Annotated in this window: 18 protein-coding genes and 1 tRNA gene; 11 read left to right on the top strand and 8 right to left on the bottom strand. The window is 64.9% G+C overall.

Annotation, left to right across the window (positions count from 1 at the left end; all coding sequences use genetic code 11):
* Positions 1-38: 38 nt before the first annotated feature.
* Together AC0CH3_RS07150 and AC0CH3_RS07145 are read right to left on the bottom strand one after the other, a co-directional pair.
* Positions 39-1028 (bottom strand): NADP-dependent oxidoreductase, encoded by a 990-nt coding sequence (locus AC0CH3_RS07150; protein ID WP_354299880.1) that lies wholly within the window; start codon positions 1026-1028, stop codon positions 39-41.
* A 2-nt stretch (positions 1029-1030) separates the two neighbouring features.
* Positions 1031-2470 (bottom strand): DUF2171 domain-containing protein, encoded by a 1440-nt coding sequence (locus tag AC0CH3_RS07145; RefSeq protein WP_465237726.1) that lies wholly within the window; start codon positions 2468-2470, stop codon positions 1031-1033.
* Between the two features lie 234 nt (positions 2471-2704).
* On the opposite strand from AC0CH3_RS07145, the gene AC0CH3_RS07140 reads away from it, so the two are divergent.
* Positions 2705-2780: transfer RNA gene (locus AC0CH3_RS07140), tRNA-Ala, on the top strand.
* Positions 2781-2923: 143 nt separating this feature from the next.
* Here the strand turns inward: AC0CH3_RS07140 and AC0CH3_RS07135 are convergent.
* Positions 2924-3316: a MerR family transcriptional regulator gene (locus AC0CH3_RS07135; RefSeq protein WP_354299877.1), complete on the bottom strand. Its 393-nt coding sequence runs from the start codon at positions 3314-3316 to the stop codon at positions 2924-2926.
* A gap of 107 nt (positions 3317-3423) precedes the next feature.
* Here AC0CH3_RS07135 and AC0CH3_RS07130 point away from each other — a divergent pair, with 107 nt between their 5' ends.
* The 3 genes from AC0CH3_RS07130 (at position 3424) to AC0CH3_RS07120 (ending at position 8626) form a co-directional block, all read left to right on the top strand.
* Positions 3424-4131, top strand: coding sequence for a glutaredoxin (locus AC0CH3_RS07130; RefSeq protein WP_354300436.1), 708 nt, complete (start codon positions 3424-3426; stop codon positions 4129-4131).
* Positions 4132-4371: 240 nt separating this feature from the next.
* Entirely contained in the window at positions 4372-7011 is a 2640-nt protein-coding gene (locus AC0CH3_RS07125) for a TonB-dependent receptor (RefSeq protein ID WP_354299875.1), read from the top strand.
* Between the two features lie 22 nt (positions 7012-7033).
* A complete protein-coding gene (locus AC0CH3_RS07120; RefSeq protein ID WP_354299873.1) occupies positions 7034-8626 on the top strand; it encodes an alkaline phosphatase D family protein in 1593 nt (530 codons plus the stop codon).
* A 24-nt stretch (positions 8627-8650) separates the two neighbouring features.
* Here AC0CH3_RS07120 and AC0CH3_RS07115 read toward each other — a convergent pair whose 3' ends face one another.
* On the bottom strand, positions 8651-9592 hold the full coding sequence (locus AC0CH3_RS07115) for a 3-keto-disaccharide hydrolase (protein WP_354299871.1): 942 nt from the start codon (positions 9590-9592) through the stop codon (positions 8651-8653).
* Between the two features lie 207 nt (positions 9593-9799).
* Here AC0CH3_RS07115 and AC0CH3_RS07110 point away from each other — a divergent pair, with 207 nt between their 5' ends.
* Positions 9800-10585: a ThuA domain-containing protein gene (locus AC0CH3_RS07110; RefSeq protein ID WP_465237725.1), complete on the top strand. Its 786-nt coding sequence runs from the start codon at positions 9800-9802 to the stop codon at positions 10583-10585.
* A gap of 195 nt (positions 10586-10780) precedes the next feature.
* The gene (locus AC0CH3_RS07105; RefSeq protein ID WP_354299868.1) at positions 10781-11614 is read left to right on the top strand and encodes an energy transducer TonB; all 834 of its coding nucleotides are present in this window, start codon (positions 10781-10783) and stop codon (positions 11612-11614) included.
* A 197-nt stretch (positions 11615-11811) separates the two neighbouring features.
* Here AC0CH3_RS07105 and AC0CH3_RS07100 read toward each other — a convergent pair whose 3' ends face one another.
* Positions 11812-12642 (bottom strand): 23S rRNA (adenine(2030)-N(6))-methyltransferase RlmJ, encoded by an 831-nt coding sequence (locus AC0CH3_RS07100; protein ID WP_465237724.1) that lies wholly within the window; start codon positions 12640-12642, stop codon positions 11812-11814.
* A gap of 324 nt (positions 12643-12966) precedes the next feature.
* Here AC0CH3_RS07100 and AC0CH3_RS07095 point away from each other — a divergent pair, with 324 nt between their 5' ends.
* Both AC0CH3_RS07095 and AC0CH3_RS07090 read left to right on the top strand, forming a co-directional pair.
* Positions 12967-15342 carry a TonB-dependent siderophore receptor gene (locus tag AC0CH3_RS07095; RefSeq protein WP_354299864.1) on the top strand — a complete coding sequence of 792 codons (2376 nt, stop codon included), beginning with the start codon at positions 12967-12969 and terminating at the stop codon, positions 15340-15342.
* Positions 15343-15485: 143 nt separating this feature from the next.
* The gene (locus tag AC0CH3_RS07090; protein ID WP_465237723.1) at positions 15486-15773 is read left to right on the top strand and encodes a hypothetical protein; all 288 of its coding nucleotides are present in this window, start codon (positions 15486-15488) and stop codon (positions 15771-15773) included.
* A gap of 18 nt (positions 15774-15791) precedes the next feature.
* Here the strand turns inward: AC0CH3_RS07090 and AC0CH3_RS07085 are convergent, their stop codons facing one another.
* Positions 15792-15989 carry a hypothetical protein gene (locus AC0CH3_RS07085; RefSeq protein ID WP_056023026.1) on the bottom strand — a complete coding sequence of 66 codons (198 nt, stop codon included), beginning with the start codon at positions 15987-15989 and terminating at the stop codon, positions 15792-15794.
* A 148-nt stretch (positions 15990-16137) separates the two neighbouring features.
* Between AC0CH3_RS07085 and AC0CH3_RS07080 the strand changes: the two genes are divergently transcribed.
* The 3 genes from AC0CH3_RS07080 to AC0CH3_RS07070 all read left to right on the top strand — a co-directional run bounded on the left by AC0CH3_RS07080 (position 16138) and on the right by AC0CH3_RS07070 (position 17765).
* Positions 16138-16527, top strand: coding sequence for a hypothetical protein (locus AC0CH3_RS07080; protein WP_354299860.1), 390 nt, complete (start codon positions 16138-16140; stop codon positions 16525-16527).
* A 60-nt stretch (positions 16528-16587) separates the two neighbouring features.
* Positions 16588-17004: a secondary thiamine-phosphate synthase enzyme YjbQ gene (locus AC0CH3_RS07075; protein ID WP_465237722.1), complete on the top strand. Its 417-nt coding sequence runs from the start codon at positions 16588-16590 to the stop codon at positions 17002-17004.
* 146 nt (positions 17005-17150) lie between these two features.
* Positions 17151-17765: a CC0125/CC1285 family lipoprotein gene (locus tag AC0CH3_RS07070; RefSeq protein WP_333993408.1), complete on the top strand. Its 615-nt coding sequence runs from the start codon at positions 17151-17153 to the stop codon at positions 17763-17765.
* A 112-nt stretch (positions 17766-17877) separates the two neighbouring features.
* Here the strand turns inward: AC0CH3_RS07070 and secA are convergent, their stop codons facing one another.
* Both secA and AC0CH3_RS07060 read right to left on the bottom strand, forming a co-directional pair.
* Positions 17878-20616 carry a preprotein translocase subunit SecA gene (gene secA, locus AC0CH3_RS07065; protein ID WP_354299855.1) on the bottom strand — a complete coding sequence of 913 codons (2739 nt, stop codon included), beginning with the start codon at positions 20614-20616 and terminating at the stop codon, positions 17878-17880.
* A 97-nt stretch (positions 20617-20713) separates the two neighbouring features.
* Entirely contained in the window at positions 20714-20965 is a 252-nt protein-coding gene (locus AC0CH3_RS07060; RefSeq protein ID WP_354299854.1) for a hypothetical protein, read from the bottom strand.
* Between the last annotated feature and the right edge of the window lie 30 nt (positions 20966-20995).

Below are 20995 nucleotides of genomic sequence, written 5' to 3'. Positions count from 1 at the left end.
GTCCCTCCTCCCGGCCGCCCGGGAGGAGGGAGTTGGCGTCAGACCTTGACGAGCATCTTGCCCGTATTGCCGCCAGAGAACAGGCCGAGGAACGCGTCGGGCATCGCGTCGAGACCCTCATGGACGGTCTCCTGCCGCTGCAGCGTGCCCTGCGACAGCATCGCCCCCATGTCCTTGTAGAACTCGGGCGCGCGATCCATGAAGTCGCTGACGATGAACCCGCGGATCTGGACGCGATTGCCGATCAGCCGCGCAAGATAGCGGAGCTGCGTCGCCGCCCCGCTGTTATAGACGTCGATCATGCCACAGATCGCGAACCGCGCGTGCAGCCGGGCATGCGCCAGTGCCGCATCGAGGTGATCGCCGCCGACATTGTCGAAATACACGTCGATGCCCTTGGGCGCGGCCTCGCCCAGCGCCTTCACGACGGGAACGTCGCCCTTATAGTCGATCACGGCATTCGCGCCGAGCGACTTGACCCAGGCACATTTCTCGGCGCCGCCCGCCGACCCGATCACCGTCATGCCCTTGGCCTTCGCGACCTGGACGACGGTAGATCCAACCGCACCCGCAGCCGCCGAGACGAACACCGTGTCGCCGGGCTTCGCTTCCGCCACCGCCAGCAGCCCGAAATAGCCCGTCATGCCGGGCATGCCGAGCTGTCCGAGGAACGCCTGCGGGGGAACGTCGAGCGCGGGGAGTTTCTGGACCTGCGCTGCGGGGACCACCGCCTCGTCGCGCCAACCGGCCATGTGCAGCACCATGTCGCCCGACTTGAACGCGTCGTCCGCGCTCTCGATCACCTCGCCCACGGCGCCGCCCTGCATCGCCTTGCCGAGTTCGAACGGCGGGACATAGCTTTTCACGTCGTTCATGCGCCCCCGCATATAGGGATCGACCGACAGCCACCGGTTCGCGACCCGGACCTCCCCAGGCGCCAACGCGGCCTGGTCAAGATCGATCATGGCGAAATCGGTATGCTTCGGCATGCCTTGCGGGCGCGCCTTCAAGCTCCATGCACGGGCCATCTTTATGCTCCTGTCATTGTGTTTCGTAATCCGGGTATGGCGAAACGCCCCACCCGCGCAACAGCAAAAAAAGCCCGGGTGTTTCCACCCGGGCCTTTCTGCAGACCGACGTCAGACGTCGAGGGCTTTACTGCGGTGATCGAACAGTAGGTGCCTGAAAAGCTCTTGCCGAGCGTCGTCCCCGAAGTCGTATCGGACGTTGCACCAGCGCTGGTGTCGGACCCAGTTCCCGGCACCGACCGATTGCGATTGGTCGTGTCGCGATCCGTTGCGTCCGAGCCGTAGCGGTTCGTCTGCGAGTCGCGATCGCCACTTGAACGATCGCCACCTGTCCGATCGCCATAATTGGACGCGGCAGACGTGCGCTCCTCTTCCTTCCACGCGGCCTTTGCCTCATCCGCAGACTTCGACAATGTCACCTTGTCGTCGACGGTGCTGATCCAGCGCGACGGGATCGAATGATGCACGCCGCCCGCGTCCTTGTCGGACTTGGTCAGCAGGATGCGGTCGCCCTTCACCTTGTCGACGGTCCCCACATGGCTGCCATCGGACCCGACGACCTCCATATGCTCGGTGACCTGAGACAGTGAGTTGCGCTGCCCCTGACGCTGCGTCCGCCACGAGGAGAACTCGTTGTGGAATTTCGAGCGGTTCTCGTCGCGATATTCGGCGTAGTCGCGATCGAATTCGGCGACCTGCGAAGAGCGCCAGCTATGATAATGGTCGTCCCGGTCGTTCGAGGACCGGCCGAATGCCGTGCCGCCCGTAGAGCCCGGCGAATAGGTGCGTTCGTCGTACCGCGCATCGGCCTCGCGACGGCGCTCGGCCTCGTCGTCGCCGAACCACGACCGGACCTCGTCGCCCGCACGCGCGATGAAACCGCGATCATCGTAATCATAGCCCTGGGGCTGCCTGCCATAGCCACCCGACTGTCCACTGCGACCCTCAGACCCGCGCCGCGTGTCGTCATCGGCGTGGCGATTGCGGCCGACATCGTTGAACGGGCGGCCATCCGATGCATAGCTGCCATGATATTCGGTGTCACGGCCCTCGCTGCGGTAGGAGCCGCCGCGCTGCGACCGGTCGCGATCGAAACGTGGCTGTTCATAGCGCGATCCATCCCGGTCCGCCCCGGCATATCCCGAACGCCCATAGCTTCCACCCTGCGACGGCGCGCCGCGATCGTTGTGGCCACCATAATAGTCCCGACCGCCTTGGTCCCGATCGGAGCGGGGGCGATCGCCCTGGGACTGCCAGGACTGGTCATTGCGACGCCCGCGGTTGTCATCCCGGTCATACTCGCCGGCCGCCGCATAATCGCGCGCGCTCGACCGCGGATAGTCACCGCCATCCGACCGGAAATCGCGCCCGTAATCCTGCGAGTTGGGCCGCCCATAATAGTCACTCGACTGACGATCTCGGGTATAGCGTTCGTAGACCATAGGAACCTCCTAATTGCTGTCCTGCGGCTGCCGGCATCGTCGTGTGCGACGCCGTGCACTCCGAAATCTACAAAGGCGCAGGAGTCGCTTTGTTCCGATCCGACGCGTGCGCCATCGGCGACCCGATGCCCTGCCGCGACGACGCGCCGATGATCAATGAAATCCGGCATCGGCCGTGTTGCATCGCCCGATCGCAATGGCTATGCGAATAGCATGGCCTGTGGCCAACCGCGCGGGGCCGTAGCTCAGATGGGAGAGCGCTGCAATCGCACTGCAGAGGTCAGGGGTTCGATTCCCCTCGGCTCCACCAGCGTTTCAAAAGCTCAGCTGGTATCGCGCGCATCACTTCGAAGACGGTACGGAAGACGTCCCCCGGTCAGCGCATTGCTTTCGCGCCCACCGAACGGTGTGATCAAGCTCTTCCGTGGCTGGGCCGGACAGATGTTCGACGCGCTAGGACTCCTCGAACGCGGTGAGGATGGGGCAAGGCCCCGCCGAGCCCGATCCGCACTCGTCCGCCAACCGCGCGAGCGCCTGACGCGCTGCGATCATCTCTGCAATGCTGGCATCCAGCGCCGCAATGCGCGACCGGGCAAGCTCGCGCGCGCGGCTGCGATCCTCCGTCGCGTCCAGCGCCAGCAGCTCGCCGATCTCGTCCAGCGTGAACCCCGCCGCCTGCGCCTGACGGATGAAGCGGAGGCGGCGCACATCGCCTTCGTCATACCTGCGGAACCCGGTACCGCCGGGTCGCGCTGGCGCGATGAGCAGACCGCGCCGCTGATAATAGCGGACGGTTTCCACACCGACACCGCCTGCCTCGGCGAGCTTGGCGATCGTCATCGACATCGGGGCTTGACTCCGGACCATGGTACGGACGCTATATGGGGCGGGTGCAGTGATCACCAGCGAGGAACGCACCCGTGTCAGACCGTTCTGAAGCCGTCCTCCACCGCATGGTGATGCCGGCGCACACCTGCCCGTACGGCTTGAAGGCGCTCGACCTTCTCCGGCGCAAGGGGTTCGCAGTGGACGACCTCCACCTCACCACGCGTGAAGAGACCGACGCGTTCAAGGCCGCGCAAGGCGTGCGGACGACGCCCCAGGTGTTCATCGACGGCGTGCGCATCGGCGGCTACGACGATCTGCGCCGCCACTTGGGCATGTCCGTCGCGGAGCCGGGATCGACCAGTTATCGCCCCGTCGCCGCGCTGTTTGCGATAGCAGCGCTGCTCGCGATCGCAGCGAGCCATGCGGCCTTCGGTTCGCCCTTCTCCGCACTCGCGCTCCAATGGTTCGGCGGCTTCAGCATGGCCATCCTCGCGCTGCTCAAGTTGCAGGACATCGGGAAGTTCTCGACCATGTTCCTCAACTACGACCTGCTGGCGAAGCGCTGGGTACCATATGGTGTCCTCTATCCGTTCGCCGAGGGGCTTGCGGGCGTACTGATGGTCGCGGACGCGCTGGAGTGGCTTTCCATTCCGATAGCGCTGTTCATCGGCACCGTGGGCGCGGTGTCCGTGTTCAAGGCCGTCTATATCGATGGGCGTGAGCTCAAATGCGCCTGCGTAGGCGGCTCGTCCAACGTGCCGCTCGGCTTCGTCTCGCTGACCGAGAATCTGGGCATGATCGCCATGGCGATCTGGATGCTGACCAGGATGTGAGCCGGACGAAATCCCTGCCACCACCCTATAGTCTCGAACGACATCTTCGATACGCGGCGCAGCGGCAGCTTTGGAATGATGCTGAATGTCATAAAAGGTCAGCATAACTGACGCGGTTATGTCGCGCCGGTATCATAGGCGATGCCTTCGAGACCCCGACCGGGGTCGCGCAATAGGCAGGGCCAGCCATCCCGTTCCGGGGAAGCCTCTCTGCTTGTCCCATTCGGAGATGCTGGCCCAATGTTGTGTCTTTCGCCCGCCGGACGCGTCCGGCTGGTCGCGTCCGCGGCCTGTACGCTGCCGCTGTTCTTCATCGCCAGCGCCGCAAATGCCGAAGATCCCGCCGCCGACCCTGATCAGACCAGGTCCGACATCATCGTCATGGGCGATCGCACGACCCGCTCGGGCAAGGAGCAGGCAACGTCGGTGCGGGATTCGATCGTGTACGACGATCTCGAGACGCTGTCCGCCGACGGCAGCGTCGCGGGCCAGCTCATCCTGTTGCCCGGGATCAGCGCGATCGAGGACGGCGATGCGCCGCGCTTCGTCAGCATCCGCGGCATCTCGCCCGATCTCAACCAGACCACGATCGACGGGATCACGCTGGCGACGATCGGCAATGACGGCGAGGGGTCGCGCAAGGTCAATCTGCAGCAGATCCCGTCGGAGCTGTCGTTCCACAACGACGTCTACAAGACCTTCACCGCCGAACAGGACGGTGCGGCGATCGGCGGCATCGTCGATGTCGTCACGCGCAGCGCCTTCGCGCTCAAGCGCCGCTACGTCATGGTCGACGGCTATGGCATCTATTCGTCGTTCAAGGGCGATGGCGGCAGCAACGCCGGCAATGGCAGCACGCCGCATTTCGGCGGCGGCGGCAAGATGGTGTTCGCGGACAAGTTCGGCGCGGGCGACCAGTTCGGCGTGGTCCTGTCGGCGCGCTACGAGAACCGCATTCGCAACTCGCGCAAATGGTGGCAGGACACCAAATATTACTTCAGCGACGCGGGCAAGAAGCTCGCCGGCCCCGATGATCCCGCGTGGAACGGCATCGCCGTGCCGTACAACCATAGTTACGGCAGCTATACCAACCGCCTCCAGACTGCGGGCAGCTCGGCGAAGTTCGAATGGCGCCCGCTCGGCACTGCCATCTATGCGTCGCTGCTCGGGTTCAATTATCGTCAGTGGGAATCCTCGACGATGAACAAGAACGATTACTACACCAAGAACAGCGTCAGCGACCTGACCGCGGAGGGCGGCGGGTCGGACATCAACAGCCTCTATTCGCGCTATCGCTACGACACCTGGAACAAGGCGACCGTCGGCGCGATCGGCAATGTCGAATGGCACGACGACCAATCGTCGTTACGCGTCCGCGGCGGCTATACCCGCGCCCGGTACGACAACACGCAGCCCTATATCGGCGTCCGCACCTATCCGACCGGGCTTTCGCTCGATTGGGCGGCAGGCAATGATGCCACCGGCGGGCTCCCCTACGTCACCGCGATCAACAAGCCCGGCCTCGTGCTCGGATCGGCGTACAAGCTGAGCACCGCGCAGACGACCTACCGCATGGCGAACGAAGGGCTGGCGACTGCGCGCGTCGACTATGGCTGGAACGCCGAGCCCGAGGATCGGGGCTTCGGGTTCGTCACGGGTGTCGAGTTCCGCAGCCTCGAACTCGCGCGCGACGTCGACATGACCGAATACAAGCTCGGCCAGGCGATGAACGGCTATCTCTACGATCCCGGCTATATCCCGGTCGGCGCGCCGCAGTCGTTTCCATGGGTCGACTGGGCGCGGGTGAAGACCGAGCTGTGGCCCAAATTCGTCAAGGACGTGCCCAATTCGACCTATGACAGCATCACCGGCGACTATCGCTATACCGAGCGGCTGCTGACGCCGTATCTGTCGCTGCACTACGCCACCGACGACACCACGCTGGTCGCGGGCGTCCGCTACGACCACACGCGGTTCTCGGCGTTCCAGCCGACGATCACCGGCGGCACCGCGTCGGCGGTGATGACTCGCAGCACCGGCGGCTACGAGTATCTGCTGCCGTCGTTCACCGGCATCCAGGACTTTGCGGGCGGCAAGAAGCTGCGTTTCTCGTACAGCCGCACGCTTGGCCGCCCGACGCCCGGCAACATCGCGCAACCGGAATCGCTCAATTGCGGCGACGAGGACTCGGGCGGCGCGGATTGCTCGATCAGTCGCGGCAATCCCGATCTGCGCCCACGTCGGTCGGACAATCTCGATGTCCAGTTCGAGCAGTATTTTCACAAGGACGGCATCATCTCGCTCGGCGCGTTCGCCAAGTGGATCAAGGACGACATCTTCACGCTGACCACGACGCAGCTGATCGACGACGTCAACTACCGCGTGCGCCAGCCGCTCAACGCCGACAATTCACGACTCTACGGCATCGAGTTCCAGGCTGCCGATCACGACGTCAACCTGTTCGGCCAGCGGGTCGATCCGTTCTTCAACGCGACCTGGCTCAAGGGGCGGATGTCGATCACCAGCGACGCGGGCTCGCGCTCGCTCGACCGGCTGATCTACCAGCCGAAATGGATCATCAACGGCGGTGCGACGCTTCGCCTGCCCGCGATCGACGGCGCGTTCCGGGCGACCGTCACGCACCGCGGAAGCTACATGGAGGGCATGGGCGAGACCGCGCAGGACGACAATGGTCGCGCCGAACTGACCACCGTCAACCTCGGTCTGTGGCACCGCGTGACGGAGCACGTGACGTTCAAATACGAGATCACCAACCTGCTGAACGACCAGCCGAAATTCCTCGTCGGCAACGGCCTGCGCTACGTCAGCGAAGTCGACGATTACGGCCAGGGCGCCTTTTTCCACATCATGCTGCGCTGATCCGCCGAAGGGAGTACCGACCATGTACGAAGTCGACCGCCGCTATCTCCTGTCCGCGCTGGGAAGCCTGACCGCTTCTGGCATCCTGCCGTGGCGGGCTTACGCGGCCGAGGTGCGCCCCCGCAACCTGATCGACGCCCCGCGCTTCCCCACCCCGCCGTTCACGCTGGGCGTCGCGGCCGGCGATCCGGATGCCTCGGGGTTCGTCATCTGGACCCGGCTCGCGCCGCTGCCGCTCCAGCCCGACGGCGGCATGGCGATGGCGCCGGTGCTCGTTGCCTGGGAGGTCGCCGCCGATCCCGACTTCCGCCAGCTGCTCCAGCACGGCGAGACGATCGCGCATCCCGAACTCGCGCATTCGGTCCATGTCGAGGTCGCCGGGTTGGCGCCCACACGGCCCTATTGGTACCGCTTCACCTGCGGCGGCGAGCGCAGCGCCACCGGGCGCGGTGCCACCCTGCCCTTGCCCGGCGCGCCGCTCGACCGCGTGCGCTTCGCGGTCGCCGGCTGTCAGCATTACGAGGAAGGCTATTACACCGCGTGGCGGCACATCGCCGCCGAGCCGATCGACTTCGTGTTCCATTATGGCGACTATATCTATGAAGGCCCCGATCGCGGCGAGCAGGCGCGCGGCGCGAAGAAGCCGCTGGTGCGCCGCCATCTCGGTCATGAGATCTATTCGATCGGCGATTACCGCCAGCGCTACGCCCAGTATAAAAGCGATCCCGACCTTCAGGCCGCGCACGCCGCCGCGCCGTGGTTCGTCAGCTTCGACGATCACGAGATCGACAATAACTGGGCTGGCGACATCGATCAGGACGGCACCGCGCCCGAGGTGTTCCGGACGCGGCGCGCGATGGCGATGCAGGCCTATTACGAGCATATGCCGCTGCGCCGCTCGTCGATGCCCGATGGCGCGCACATGCAGATGTATCGCGGTGCGTGCTTCGGCGACCTGATGGACGCGTTCTTCCTCGATACGCGGCAATATCGCTCGGATCAGGTCTATGGCGACCGTGACGCGCCGCAGGGGCCTGACGCGTTCGCCACCGACCGGTCGATCACCGGCGCGCCGCAGGAGGCGTGGCTGTTCAAGGGGCTCGACCGGTCGAAGGCACGCTGGAACCTGATCGCACAGCAGGTCTGCCTGATGAACCTGACCTATCACAAGGCGGGGCAGCCCGAGCAACTGGTCTCGATGGACCAATGGTCGGGGTACATGCACAGCCGCCGCCGCCTGCTCGCGCACATCGACGCGCATTGTCCCGGCAACGTCATGACCGTCAGCGGCGACGCGCACCGCCATTATGCCGGCGACCTGATCCAGGATCACGGCAACGGCAAGATCATCAGCAGCGAATATCTCGCGACCTCGATCAGTTCGGGGGCGGACGGCGTCGGCGAGGACGATGCCTACACACGCTCGTCGCGCGCCGAGAATGCGCACCTCAAGGCGCTGACGGACCGCCGTGGCTATGTTCTATGCGACGTCGGGCGCGACCTGTGGCGCGGTGACCTGAAGGTGTTGGACACGATCGCGACGCGGAACGGGACGCTGTCGACCCACGCCAGCTTCGTCACAGAGCGCGGCAAGCCCGGCCTGCAGCGCGCGTGAGGACGTCGCGGCAGCCTCGGGCGTTTACGGTGCCGCGACGACGATCTTCGGAAGCGACGTGATCGGTTCGACCGTGATCGCGCGGAACCACGTCTCCGCGCCTTCGGATTGCAGCTGGATCTGGCCATGCGTCAGCGGCCGCCGGCTGCCGTCGCCCGCGATCGTTGCCAGGTCGCGCACCTCCGCGACGGGTACGCCGTTGACGACATGCACCGCGCGGTCGCCGACGACATACAGGTCGAGCGTGTTCCACGCGCCGACGGCGCGCTCGGCATCGGTCGCGGCCTCGACGTTCCAGGTCGGGGTGGCGTTGACGATGTCGATCTCGCGGCCCCCGGCGCGATAGCGAAGATGCGGTTCAGCCAGCGATGGATCGAACGTCACGCTCGTGCGCCCACGCACCTTGCCGCCCACCGCGACGATCATGCCGGTCGACCCGGTCATGATCTCGAACTCGACCGACGGGCGCCAAGTCCCGAAGACGTCGCCGGCAGTGCCGTGGGTATGATAGAGCAGCCCGTTGTTGCGCGGCAGCGTCACGCGCGGCGCCCACCTCTTCGCCCCCCATTTGAACTGCAGCCGCAAGTGATAGTCGCCAAGGTCGGCCGCGTTGACGAGGCTGCCCCAGGTCTCGCCCTTCACCCAGATTGCGGTAGCACCGTCGACGGAGCGCACGGCGAAGTCGCCGCTGGTGTCGCGGCTGGTACCGATCGGCGGCGCGCCCGGGTCCGATCGGTAGGTGATCGAGGGGTCGGCATAGCCGAGCCAGGGCGTCCAGCCCTTCAGGCTCCGCCCGTCGAACAACGCGGTCGGCTTGCCGGTCGGCACGGGTATGTGCGTCAGCGTCAGCCGCTGCGCCGACTTTGCCGGTTCGCCCGCAATGGCGCGTGCCGCGTCCTTCGACGTTTGCGCGGTCGCGGGGGAAGACAGCACCAGCAGTGCCACCAATGTTCGATCAAACCACATCAACATTCGCCCCCGACCATCGTTCGATGGGCTAGTACTCTATTCGCTTAGCGCTGTATCGTTACTGGTAAAATATCGGCCTCCGGGCACCGGGACCATCCTCGCGTTCGCCGCTATCGCCGCCTGTATGGCACGATCGCCGGTGTCTGGTCGCGCGGTCCGGCGATTTGCGCTATCGATGCGCCAGGAGATTGCACGATGCACAAGATGTGGGCACTGGTCGCACTGTTGACGATGGCGCAGGCCGCGCCCAATCCGCACCTGCCGGCTGCCACCTACGACAGCGTCGCCCCCGCGCTCCCCAAGGGGTTGCGGAACGCTGTACTGATCGTTTCCAAGACCAATGGCTGGCGCCACATCGAGCATATTCCACACTCGAACACCGTGCTTGCCGATATTGCGAAAGGCCTGGGTCGTGCGAGCTACGCCACCGAGAATGCGGCGGTCTTCAACGACGAGCAGTTGCAGCACTTTTCCGTCGTCGTCCTCAACAGCGCCAGCGGCGACTTCCTCACGCCCGATCAACGCGCCGCCTTCGCACGTTTCGTGGCCCGGGGCGGCGGTGTCGTCGCGTTGCACGCGGCGGGCGACGATAGTCACACCGATGCCTGGTATACCGACACGATCATCCGCACCAGGTTCACCGGACATCCGGGCGGAAGCGACCAGTTTCAGCGCGCACGGCTCCTCGTCGATCGACCGGACCACCCCGTCATGGCCGGTTTGACACTGCCTTGGTCGCCGGTCGACGAATGGTATGCCTTCGACGCCGATCCCGCGGCCCGCGGCATGACCGTGCTCGCGCGGATCGACGAGGCCAGTTACCGACCCGGCGCCAAGCTGGCGATGGGCAGACATCCCGTCATCTGGACCAACCCCTCGACGAAGGGCCGTGTCGTCTACTCCGCGCTGGGCCACTTGCCTGAGGCCTATGACGATCCGAACTACCGCCGCATTCTGGTCAACGCGGTTCGCTGGGCGGGCAAATCATAAAATGGGCGTCAGTGAGTTGGACGTCATTGGGATGGCCGCCCCCCGATCCGGTCAGGCCTGTTGCAAAACTCTGATCGCTGCAGCAGATCGACGGTAGAAACTGCGCCAGATCATCGCCGCGAAAACGGCTGTGACATGCCGACGCAGCAAGCGAGAGGGTTTATGCGCGCCCAGAGGGTAGTTGCTTTCTTCGTCATGAGCGGCATCGCCGGTACCGCGGCCATCGCTGCAGACCGCGCCGTTCCCTTAAGTCCGTCTTCCAAGTGGCAGATGGATTATGCGCCTTCCGAATGCCGCCTCCTCCGCAGCTTCGGCGAGGACCGGGACCGGACCACGCTCCAGCTGAGCCGCCTCGATGTCAGTGACGTCCTCGAAATGGCGCTGGCCGGATCGCATATGCCGGCAACGGATGGCGACGTCCCGGTTTCGGTGAGCACGTCCACCGTCGCACACGTCCCCGGCATGCACGCACGCGGCTTTGCCACGGCGGGCAGCGCGCCCGGCAGCATCCGCTTCCGGCCTGACAGGGATCTTCCCGGCGCGTTGCGTAGCGATGTGACGGCCGACCGACCGACGATGCTCGGCGTCAGCTTTGCAAGACGCTATGCGGTGCAACTCGACATGGGGCCGATGAAGGGCGCACTCGCAGCGCTCGATACGTGCATGGACGACCTGGTGACGAGCTGGGGACTTGACCCGGCCGAGCAGCGGCAGCGGAAAAGCGCGCCCGAGCCGGTCAACGATCCCTCCGGCTGGTTCCGTCCGGCTGATTATCCCGTCGCCCTCAACCGGGGCGGGTCCGGAGGGATTGTGGTGCTGCGACTGGTGGTGGCGGCTGACGGATCGATAAAGACCTGTGCGGTGGCAAAGGCAGGCGGCGACAAGGCCTTCGAGGATCTGACGTGCCGGTTGATGACCACGCGTGCGCAATTCCGCCCGGCGATCGACGCCAGCGGGCGCGCGATCGATTCCGTATGGATACGCCGCATCAACTGGCAGCCGGGAAAACCATTCGTAACCGCTGGCTGATTGTCGATTTCTGCATCACTCTAAGCGAGACCGGCGTCCCGTACCGCTGGGAATATTCCGGGCTGCCAAGCTATTGAGCGCCCTTCCGCCCGCATCGAGACAGCCCCCGACAGCGGCCGAATGTCGCGAGACGCATCGCTGACATATGCAACGCCGCGATACGTCCTCCGAGGAGAAGACTGCGATGCGCGTTTGCTTTAATCGACCAACCACTCGGTTGTGATCTCGCCCCGATGCCCCTCGGGCGACAGCACGGCGCGGAGCGCTTCCAGCAGCGGTGGCAGCGCCTGCGTGAACGCATAGGGCGGATTGACGATATACAGGCCGGCACCGTTATAGATGCCGGGCTGATCGTCATCGTACAGCCAGTGCTCCACCCCCAGCATTTTCGGGATGCCGAGCTTGCGCAGCTGCTCCTTCCATCGCCACTGCGTCGCGCGGTCTTTGAGCGGATACCAGATCACCGTCACGCCGTGCGCCCATTTGCGGTGAGCGGCGGCGAGGGTCGCGGTGATACGCGTGCGTTCGTCCGTCTGCTCGAACGGCGGGTCGACCAGCACCACGCCGCGCGCGGTCCGCGGCGGCACCATCGCCAGCCAGAGCTCGTAGGCGTCGCGCTCATGCACGGCAGCGGCTGTGCCGCGCATCACGCCGCGCAGGGTATACGCGTCCTCGGGATGTTTTTCGTTGAGGATCAGGAGGTCCTGCGGGCGCAGAAGCTGCGCCAGGATCCGCGGTGAGCCGGGGTAATAGTGCGGCTCGGCCCCGACATTCACCGCCTGCACGACCGCGCGGTAGTCGTCCAGCAAGGGGTTCGGATCGGCAAGCGCCTGCAGCACGCCCTGTATCGACTCGCCGGTGCGCTGGGCATCCTCGCCGTCGAGGTCATACAGCCCGCAACCGGCATGCGTGTCGATCAGGGTCAGTGCCCCCGGTTTTTGCTGCAGGGCGCGTACCAGCGCGATCAACAGGCTGTGCTTCACGACGTCGGCGCTGTTGCCAGCATGGAAGGAATGGCGATAATTCATTGCGGCTCAGAACCCCGACGATCTGCCTGTGGACCTGTTGCTGGGCGCGATTGCCGAGTGCGAGGCGGTTGAAACGACCAATCCGGTGCTCGTATAAAGTCGGGCGGAAACTTCAACGCACTTTTGCGCGCCGCGCCCAGTCCTAGCGGAAACCCCCTCGCGTTCCCGGGCTACCTCTGCCGCCACGCCTTGCTGGCAACCCGCGTCACGATCGCCAACCCGCGTTTCGCGTCCTCCATGAACATTTCGTCATTTTGCTTGCAACACAGGTCAACGACGCCTAGCGGCTTCCTGCGAATGGTTATCAATAGCATTGAGGTGGGTATGCGGCACAAGGTCAAGCGCGACATTCTGGTCGGCACGGCTATGGTAGCGGCGAGCGTCTGGGTGCCGTGCCTTGCGAACGCCGCCGATCTCGCGCCCGCACATGCCGGTTCCCGTACAGCCAGCGACGGTACGGACGTCGACACGACTGCGGTCGCAGACGATCAGGCGCGACGCGACGAGATCATCGTCAATGGCGAACGCATTCGAAAGACCGGGAGCACCGGCACCAAGACCGAGACGCCGCTGATCCGCACGCCGCAGACGATCACGAGCATCGACGAAAAGGAGCTCACGCTGCGCAACGCGCTGTCGATCAACCAGGCGCTCGGCTATGTCGCGGGCGTGTCGCCGAGCCAGCGCGGCAATGTCGCGACGCGTTATGACCAGCTCTACGTTCGCGGGTTCGCCCCCGGTCAGTACATGGATGGCATGCGGCTGCTCGGCGGCATCTATTCGACGCCGCAGATCGACTTCCACCTCGTCGAGCGGGTCGATGTCGTCAAGGGACCCGCCTCCGTACTGTACGGCAACTCGACGCCGGGCGGCCTCGTCAACCTCACGAGCAAGCTGCCCTATGACGTCGCCGGCGGGCGGATCGAACTCGCGGCGGGGAATTTCGATCTCGTCCGCAGCGCGATCGACGTGAACCAGCCGCTCGACGCCGATCACAAATGGCTGTTCAGGGTGATCGGCGGGGCGGAGCAATCCGATGGCTTTGTCGCGCGGACCCGAAATCGTCGTCACTATATCCGGCCGATGCTGACCTTCGCGCCCGACGACGCGACCAGCCTGACGGTCATCCTCAACTATCAGCGCGATCCGGAATCGGCCTCGTATAGCGGCGTTCCCGTCTATGGTTCGGCGCTCGCCAACCCGTTGGGCGGCTTCCCCATCGACCTGAACGTCAGCGAGCCAGCCTATGAGGCGTTCGATCGCACGCAGAAATCGGTGACCGCGCTCTTCCGCCACGACTTCAGCCCGGCGCTCAGCTGGGCGACGAGCGCGCGCTATCTCGATGTCGACCTGCACTATCGCCAGATCTACCTCTCGAACTTCGCGACGACGGGCACGGGTTCGAACCGCAACACCGATTTCTCGCGCATCGTCCGCGGCGGTGGCGGCTCGGACGAGTCCTTCCGGACCATCACGCTCGACAACCACGTCACCGGCAAGTTCGCGACCGGCCCACTCCAGCATGTCGTGCTGGCCGGCGTCGACTGGCAGAGCAATCGCGGCTCGAACGCACAGCAATTCAATACCGGCACCACGACCGATCCGGTGACGAGCATCCCCGATTTTGACCTGTTCAACCCCAATTACGGCGGCGTGCAACCGAGCTTCGCGCTGACGGCGACGCGGGGATTCCGCAAGATCGATCAGGTCGGCGCCTATCTCCAGGACCAGATCGCAATCGGTGCGCTGCAACTGATCGCCAGCGGCCGGTACGACTGGTACCAACAGACGAGCGTCAACCGGAACTTGGCGGCAGGCGTCGCCGGCGGCGTGACCCAGCTGAAGCAGGCCGCGTTCACGGGGCGATTGGGCGCGCTTTACGAGACGCGCAGCGGGCTTGCCCCCTTTGTCAGCTATTCCGAAAGCTTCGAGCCGCAGACGGGCACGCAGACGATCTTCGCGCCGGACGGCAGGACGCCGATCGCGGGGCCTACCTTCGTGCCGGTGACCGGGCGGCAATATGAGGCGGGCGTCAAATACCAGCCGCGCGGGACCAACGCCGTGTTCACGCTGTCCGCTTATGACCTGCGTCGCCGCAACGTGCCCGTGGCAGACCCGCGCGCAGGACAGGACGGCAGCACCATTCCCGCCAATGCGCAGATCCAGGTCGGCGAGGTCGAAATACGCGGGATCGAGATCGACGGCCGTGGCGAAGTCGCGCCGGGGCTGACCGTGACCGTGGCGGGGACCTACACCGACCCCGACGTCCGGCGCGGCACCCCTGCGATCGGCACCGGCGACCAGTTGAGCGGCGTCACGGGGACCAAGCCGCTGGGCATATCGACATGGAGCGCATCGAGCTTCGCCAGCTATGATCTGGAACGCAGCGTCGGCGGCGCCGCATCAGGCTTCACGATCGGCGGCGGGGTCCGGTACGTCGGCGAATCCGACGGCACCGCGACACAGATCCAATCGGGCCAGACCGTCACGACGCGGTTCCAGTCGCCGGGCTATATCCTGGTCGACGCGGTGCTGGGCTATGATCTCGGCAAGTTCGATCCGTCGCTCGCCGGGATGAGCCTGACGGCAAATGTCGCGAACCTGTTAGACAAGAAGCACATCGCAAGCTGCTTCTTCGTCAACAGCTGCTATTTCGGGGCGTCGCGCACCGTCGTCGGAACGCTGCGGTTCAACTGGTAGCGGGCGAGCCCGCGGTTCGTCGCACGCAATCGCATGGTGACCGCATCGTCCCTGCCCCGCACTGGACCGCTGCGCACCGACGAGGCATCGGTCGATGTACAGCGGGGGCTGGAGTATCAAGCGTGTTCAAGACGATGTGGAAGATGCCGGCGACGCTCGCCCGGCTGCCGGTGCCGCGTGCTAACGACGGTGAAGATATCGATGGCGCGACGGACGCGCAGGCGGGTGACGATGAAGCCGGGGGCGGAAGCGCCGATCGCAAGGCCGTGATCGCAACCGGGTCGCTCGAGGACATGGTCAAGGCCGCCGACGACCTGTCGGAGGACGAGGGTCAGAACGTGATCATCGAATGCGTCGGTCGCGACCGGCCGATTCGGTGGCCGGAGATCAAGGGATTGCGCGCAGCCACCACGTTCCCGGACGGCAGGTGACCGGCGCGCCCAGACGGCTCAGCGAAACAGCCGGCTGAGCACGCGCTCGACGAGGCTCGACTGCTGCGCCATCGCCTGCTGTTCACGGAACCGGTCACGGTCCGCGGCCGCACGGCGATACAGCGCGTCGAGTCGTTCAGCGCCATAACGATCCGACAGGCGTGGCGGCGAGATATCGGTGCGATTGAAGATCGGCGGGTCTGACAGCGTGGACATCGGCGGCTCTCTGCGTGGTAAATCGTTGACGGCATGTTAGCTTTTCGTCTGTATTCCAACCCGTTTCACCCGGTCCGGTTCCATATTTCGCGACGAATTGAACGGAGTTTTTACCAAAAACCGGGAACCTTACGCAATCTCGTCGGTAGTGTTGCGCCAGATCAACATCGCCGAGCCGGTGCCGCCGTTTGCGCAACCGCTACATCCGCCACGTGCATCGCGCGCCTGTACAACCACGCGTCCGGTCGGCTACGCGGCGCCCATGGGTGAGATCGACAGACTGGTACCTTCGGGTATCATCGAGCAATGGGTATTCCATCTTCGACGCCAGCGCTCACGCGCGGCTGACACCATCTGGTTGATCGACCAGGGTTTTACGATGCACGACGGCAAGAACGGCGTTCCGACGCAGGACGCGACCGCGCGCTACCGGCAGGAACAGCAGACCGTCATCGACGAGGTCACCGAACTGCTCAAACTGTACGACCGCATCAATCTGGGCAAGGACATCCCGGTCGCGGATGAACCACCGCGCTGACTGCGCCCGACTGAAGTCCATGCGCGTTGCCATCACCGAACCATCCAGGGACCTATGATCATGCGGCAGGCTACCGGATTTCTGACGATCGATACGCGGCGCCAGGGCCTGCTCGACATCAGGGACGTCGTGCGGCGCTGGGTCGCCGATCAGGAAATGCGCGATGGTCTGCTGACGATCTTCTGCCGCCACACTTCGGCATCGCTGCTGATCCAGGAGAACGCCGCGCCCGAGGTGCGGACCGATCTCGAAGCCTATTTCGCGCGTCTGGCGCCCGAGTCCGCCGACTATCTCCACGACGACGAGGGGCCCGACGACATGCCCGCCCATCTGCGCACGGCGCTGACGCAGGTCCAGCTGTCGATCCCGGTCATCGACTCTGAGATGGCGCTTGGCACGTGGCAGGGCCTCTATCTGTTCGAGCATCGCCGTCGCGCGCATCGCCGGTCGCTCGCGCTGCATATCGCCGGCGTCTGACCGCGCGATCGGGACACCGGGGGCTTTATTCGGGCGGTGCGCTTGGTTTCCGGAGCAATCCCGTTCATCAACCGTTCCACCACTGATGGCTAGTGTGAGGCGTTTCGCCGCATCCGCCGCGAACGGAGACGACAATCATGTTTATCATGCCTGGTCGCAAAGTCCTTTTGGCAGCCCTGGCGTCGAGCACGCTTCTGGTTGCCGGGTGCGCGACCGAAACGACCTATCGTCCTGCAACGGGACAGGGCTTCAGCCGGACGGGGTATAGCGACCGTCGGATCGAAGATAACCGCTTCCTCGTCAGCTTTGCCGGAAACAGCGTCACGTCGCGTGACACGGTCGAGCGCTATTTGTTTTTCCGCGCGGCCGAGCTGACGCTTCAGCAGGGCTATGATTACTTTCTAATGGCCGACCGCGATACGAACCTTCAGTCGCGGACGTTCTCGACCCCGGGCATCGGCGGTGGCTTTGGCTATGGCGGGTTCGGCGGATATTGGGGTCCGTCGTGGCGCTATCGCGGCCGCGGGTTCGGCTGGCGCAGCTGGGATCCGTATTTCGGCGGCGGCTTCGGCGGCGGCGGCTTTGGCGGCGGGTTCGGCGGGCCTTGGGGCAACAATTTCGACGTCCGGACGATCGACCGCTACGAGGCGACTGCCGAGATCGTGATGCGCAAGGGCCCGATCCCGCGCGACAATATCCGCGCGTTCAACGCGAAACAGGTCGTCGACAATATCGGACCGACGCTGGTTCTCCCGAAGTAAGCCTCGGAAATACCGTCGACGCAAAAAGGCCGGGCCGTCCCTCTGGACAGCCCGGCCTTTCCTTTGCGTGTCGTCCGCCCGCGTCAGCCGCGGGCGGACCGGCAGAACGATGTCAGACCGCGCCGTGGCACTGCTTGTACTTGCGACCCGACCCGCAGGGGCATGGCGCGTTGCGGCTGACCACGCCTTCCCAATTGGCGGGATCCTCGCCGATATCCGCCGGCTGCGGCTGCGGGATCTGCATCGGCGGCAGCTGCGACGTGATGTGCCCGGTCGTCCCGGCGTCGATGTCGTTCGAATTGTCCTCACCCGTGAACGGGTCGAAATGCGTCGTGATGAAGTCGGGTAGCTCGGGCAGTCCGACCGGCGCCTGCATCTGGAACTGCGCGTGGGCGATCGTCTTCGTCACGTCCTCGCGGATCGTCTCGAGCATCCGCTGGAACAGCGAGAACGCCTCCTGCTTATACTCGTTGATCGGCGTCTTCTGCGCGTACGCGCGCAGGTGGACGACCTGGCGCAGCGCGTCGAGCGTCGCCAGATGCTCCTTCCAGTGATGGTCGAGATTCTGCAGCAGGATCGACTTCTCGACCGACGTCCACGTCTCCGCGTCGAGGTCGGCGGACTTCACCGCGATCGCCTCGTCCGCCATCGCGCGGATACGCTCCTCGACGATCTCGGGATCGATCGCTTCCTCGAGCAGCCACGCCTCGATCTGCGGTTCGAGATTGAGGACCTCGGACAACCGCGCCTTCATCCCCTCGATGTCCCACTGTTCGGGATAGGAGTTGGGCGGGCACGCGTCGCCGACGATGACGTTGACCGTCTCCGCGCGCATGTCGACGACGACGTCGCCGACCGTATCGGCATCCATGATGTCCGCGCGCTGCTCGTAGATGACCTTGCGCTGCTCGTTCATCACGTCGTCATATTCGACGACCTGCTTGCGGATGTCGTAGTTGCGCGCCTCGACCTTCTTCTGCGCGGTCTCGATCGCCTTGCTCAGCCACTTGCTGCCGATCGCCTCGCCGTCCTCGATGTTGTTGCGCATCATCTTGGCGAACAGCGTGTCCGGCCCGAAGATCCGCAGCAGATCGTCGTCGAGGCTCAGATAGAAGCGCGACAGACCCGGATCGCCCTGACGCCCCGATCGCCCGCGCAGCTGGTTGTCGATGCGCCGGCTCTCGTGCCGCTCGGTGCCGAGCACGAACAGACCGCCCGCGGCGAGCACCGCCTTCTTCTCGGCCTCGATCTCGATCTCGATACGCGCCGCCTCGGTGGCATATTCGGGCGTGCCCTCCACCAGCTCGGGATGCTCGTCGAGCATCCGGAATTCGAGGTTGCCGCCCAGTTTGATGTCGGTGCCGCGGCCTGCCATGTTCGTCGCGATCGTCACCGCGGACTTGCGCCCGGCCTGCGCGACGATGTGCGCCTCCATCTCGTGGAAGCGTGCGTTGAGCACCTTGTGCTCGACCGCCTCGCCGACGAGGAATTCGCTCAGCAGCTCGGACTTCTCGATCGACACGGTGCCGACGAGCACCGGCTGGCCGAGATCGGCATGATGCTTGATCTTCTTGGCGATCGCCGCGAACTTGTCCTTGGTATCCTTGTAGAACTCGTCCTCCTCGTCGACGCGCTGGACGGGCACGTTCGTGGGAATGCTGACGACGTTGATCTTGTAGATGTCGTAGAACTCGGCCGCCTCGGTCGCCGCGGTGCCGGTCATGCCGCCGATCTTGGGATACATGCGGAAATAATTCTGGAAGGTGATCGAGGCCATCGTCTGGTTCTCGGGCTCGATCTGAACGCCCTCCTTCGCCTCGACCGCCTGGTGCAGGCCGTCCGACCAGCGCCGACCGTCCATCATGCGACCGGTGAACTCGTCGATGATGATGACCTTGCCGTCCTTGACGATGTAGTCGATGTCCGACTTGAACATCACGATCGCGCGCAGTGCCTGGTTGAGGTGGTGGACGACCTGCGTGTTCTCGAAGTCGTACAGATTCTGCCCCTCGAGCAGCCCCGCCGCCTCGAGCATCCGCTCGACCTTCTCGGTGCCGTCCTCGGTGAGGATGATCGTCTTCTGCTTCTCGTCCTTGTCGTAATCGCCCGGGACGAGCTGCTTCACGACCGCATCGACCTGGATATACAGTTCCGACTTGTCGTCCGTCGGGCCGGAGATGATGAGCGGCGTACGCGCCTCGTCGATCAGCACCGAATCGACCTCGTCGACCACCGCGAAGTTGAAGCGGCGCTGCACCATCGAGGTGCGCTCATACTTCATGTTGTCGCGCAGATAGTCGAACCCGAACTCGTTGTTCGTCCCGTAGGTGATGTCGGCGGCATAGGCAGCGCGCCGCTCTTCGTCGGTCAGGTTGGGGACGATGACGCCGATCGTCATGCCGAGATAGGTATAGACCTGCCCCATCCACTCGGCATCGCGCGCGGCGAGATAGTCGTTGACGGTGACGACATGGACGCCGTCGCCGGGCAGCGCGTTGAGATAGGTCGCGAGCGTCGCGACGAGCGTCTTGCCCTCGCCGGTGCGCATCTCGGCGATCTCGCCGCGGTGGAGGACGATGCCGCCGACCATCTGCACGTCATAATGCCGCTGGCCGAGCACGCGCTTGGCGGCTTCCCGGACGGTCGCGAACGCCTCGGGGAGCAGGTCGTCGAGCTTCTCGCCATTCGCGAGCCGCTCGCGGAAGCGCACGGTCTGAGCGGACAGTTCCTCGTCCGACATCGCGACGAGCGCGGGCTCGAACGATGCGATCTTGGCGAGGATCGGGTTGAGCGACTTGACGTAACGGTCGTTGGACGAACCGAACAAGGATTTGGCGAGGCCACCGAACATGGGCTGATTTCCTGAAGTTATGACACGGCAAGCCCGCTACCGGGACGCACGCAAGAAAGAAGGGGACGGCCCGCAGGCCAGCAGGAGGCGCCCGACGCTATTCGCGCCGACGGTCTGCCCAAAGCGATGACATGTCGACCGCGATGGCGGGCAATGCGGGCGACGCCGCGACCGCCTGCAACGACGGCGGACCGGCCACCGGTCGTGTCGCGCGCCTGACCACCGCGACGGCGACGGCCTGCGGAGCGACCGCACCCTGCGCCACCGCCTGCGCCGCCTGCCCACGCACGCCGGGTACCGCGCCGGTAAGCGCGGACAGCAGGGCAGACAGAAGGAGAAGCAGGTTCATGTGACCTCGTCCTTATGACAGCCTGCCGCC

It is taken from the genome of Sphingomonas sp. AC449 (genome assembly GCF_979253475.1).
This window is presented reverse-complemented; position numbering and strand designations above follow the sequence as displayed.

Coding starts and splice junctions, on each gene's coding strand:
- AC0CH3_RS07150 (WP_354299880.1), bottom strand. CDS start 1,028: ATGGCCCGTGCATGGAGCTTGAAGGCGCGCCCGCAAGGCATGCCGAAG.
- AC0CH3_RS07145 (WP_465237726.1), bottom strand. CDS start 2,470: ATGGTCTACGAACGCTATACCCGAGATCGTCAGTCGAGTGACTATTAT.
- AC0CH3_RS07135 (WP_354299877.1), bottom strand. CDS start 3,316: ATGTCGATGACGATCGCCAAGCTCGCCGAGGCAGGCGGTGTCGGTGTG.
- AC0CH3_RS07130 (WP_354300436.1), top strand. CDS start 3,424: ATGGTGATGCCGGCGCACACCTGCCCGTACGGCTTGAAGGCGCTCGAC.
- AC0CH3_RS07125 (WP_354299875.1), top strand. CDS start 4,372: ATGTTGTGTCTTTCGCCCGCCGGACGCGTCCGGCTGGTCGCGTCCGCG.
- AC0CH3_RS07120 (WP_354299873.1), top strand. CDS start 7,034: ATGTACGAAGTCGACCGCCGCTATCTCCTGTCCGCGCTGGGAAGCCTG.
- AC0CH3_RS07115 (WP_354299871.1), bottom strand. CDS start 9,592: ATGTGGTTTGATCGAACATTGGTGGCACTGCTGGTGCTGTCTTCCCCC.
- AC0CH3_RS07110 (WP_465237725.1), top strand. CDS start 9,800: ATGTGGGCACTGGTCGCACTGTTGACGATGGCGCAGGCCGCGCCCAAT.
- AC0CH3_RS07105 (WP_354299868.1), top strand. CDS start 10,781: ATGAGCGGCATCGCCGGTACCGCGGCCATCGCTGCAGACCGCGCCGTT.
- AC0CH3_RS07100 (WP_465237724.1), bottom strand. CDS start 12,642: ATGAATTATCGCCATTCCTTCCATGCTGGCAACAGCGCCGACGTCGTG.
- AC0CH3_RS07095 (WP_354299864.1), top strand. CDS start 12,967: ATGCGGCACAAGGTCAAGCGCGACATTCTGGTCGGCACGGCTATGGTA.
- AC0CH3_RS07090 (WP_465237723.1), top strand. CDS start 15,486: ATGCCGGCGACGCTCGCCCGGCTGCCGGTGCCGCGTGCTAACGACGGT.
- AC0CH3_RS07085 (WP_056023026.1), bottom strand. CDS start 15,989: ATGTCCACGCTGTCAGACCCGCCGATCTTCAATCGCACCGATATCTCG.
- AC0CH3_RS07075 (WP_465237722.1), top strand. CDS start 16,588: ATGCGGCAGGCTACCGGATTTCTGACGATCGATACGCGGCGCCAGGGC.
- AC0CH3_RS07070 (WP_333993408.1), top strand. CDS start 17,151: ATGCCTGGTCGCAAAGTCCTTTTGGCAGCCCTGGCGTCGAGCACGCTT.
- secA (WP_354299855.1), bottom strand. CDS start 20,616: ATGTTCGGTGGCCTCGCCAAATCCTTGTTCGGTTCGTCCAACGACCGT.
- AC0CH3_RS07060 (WP_354299854.1), bottom strand. CDS start 20,965: ATGAACCTGCTTCTCCTTCTGTCTGCCCTGCTGTCCGCGCTTACCGGC.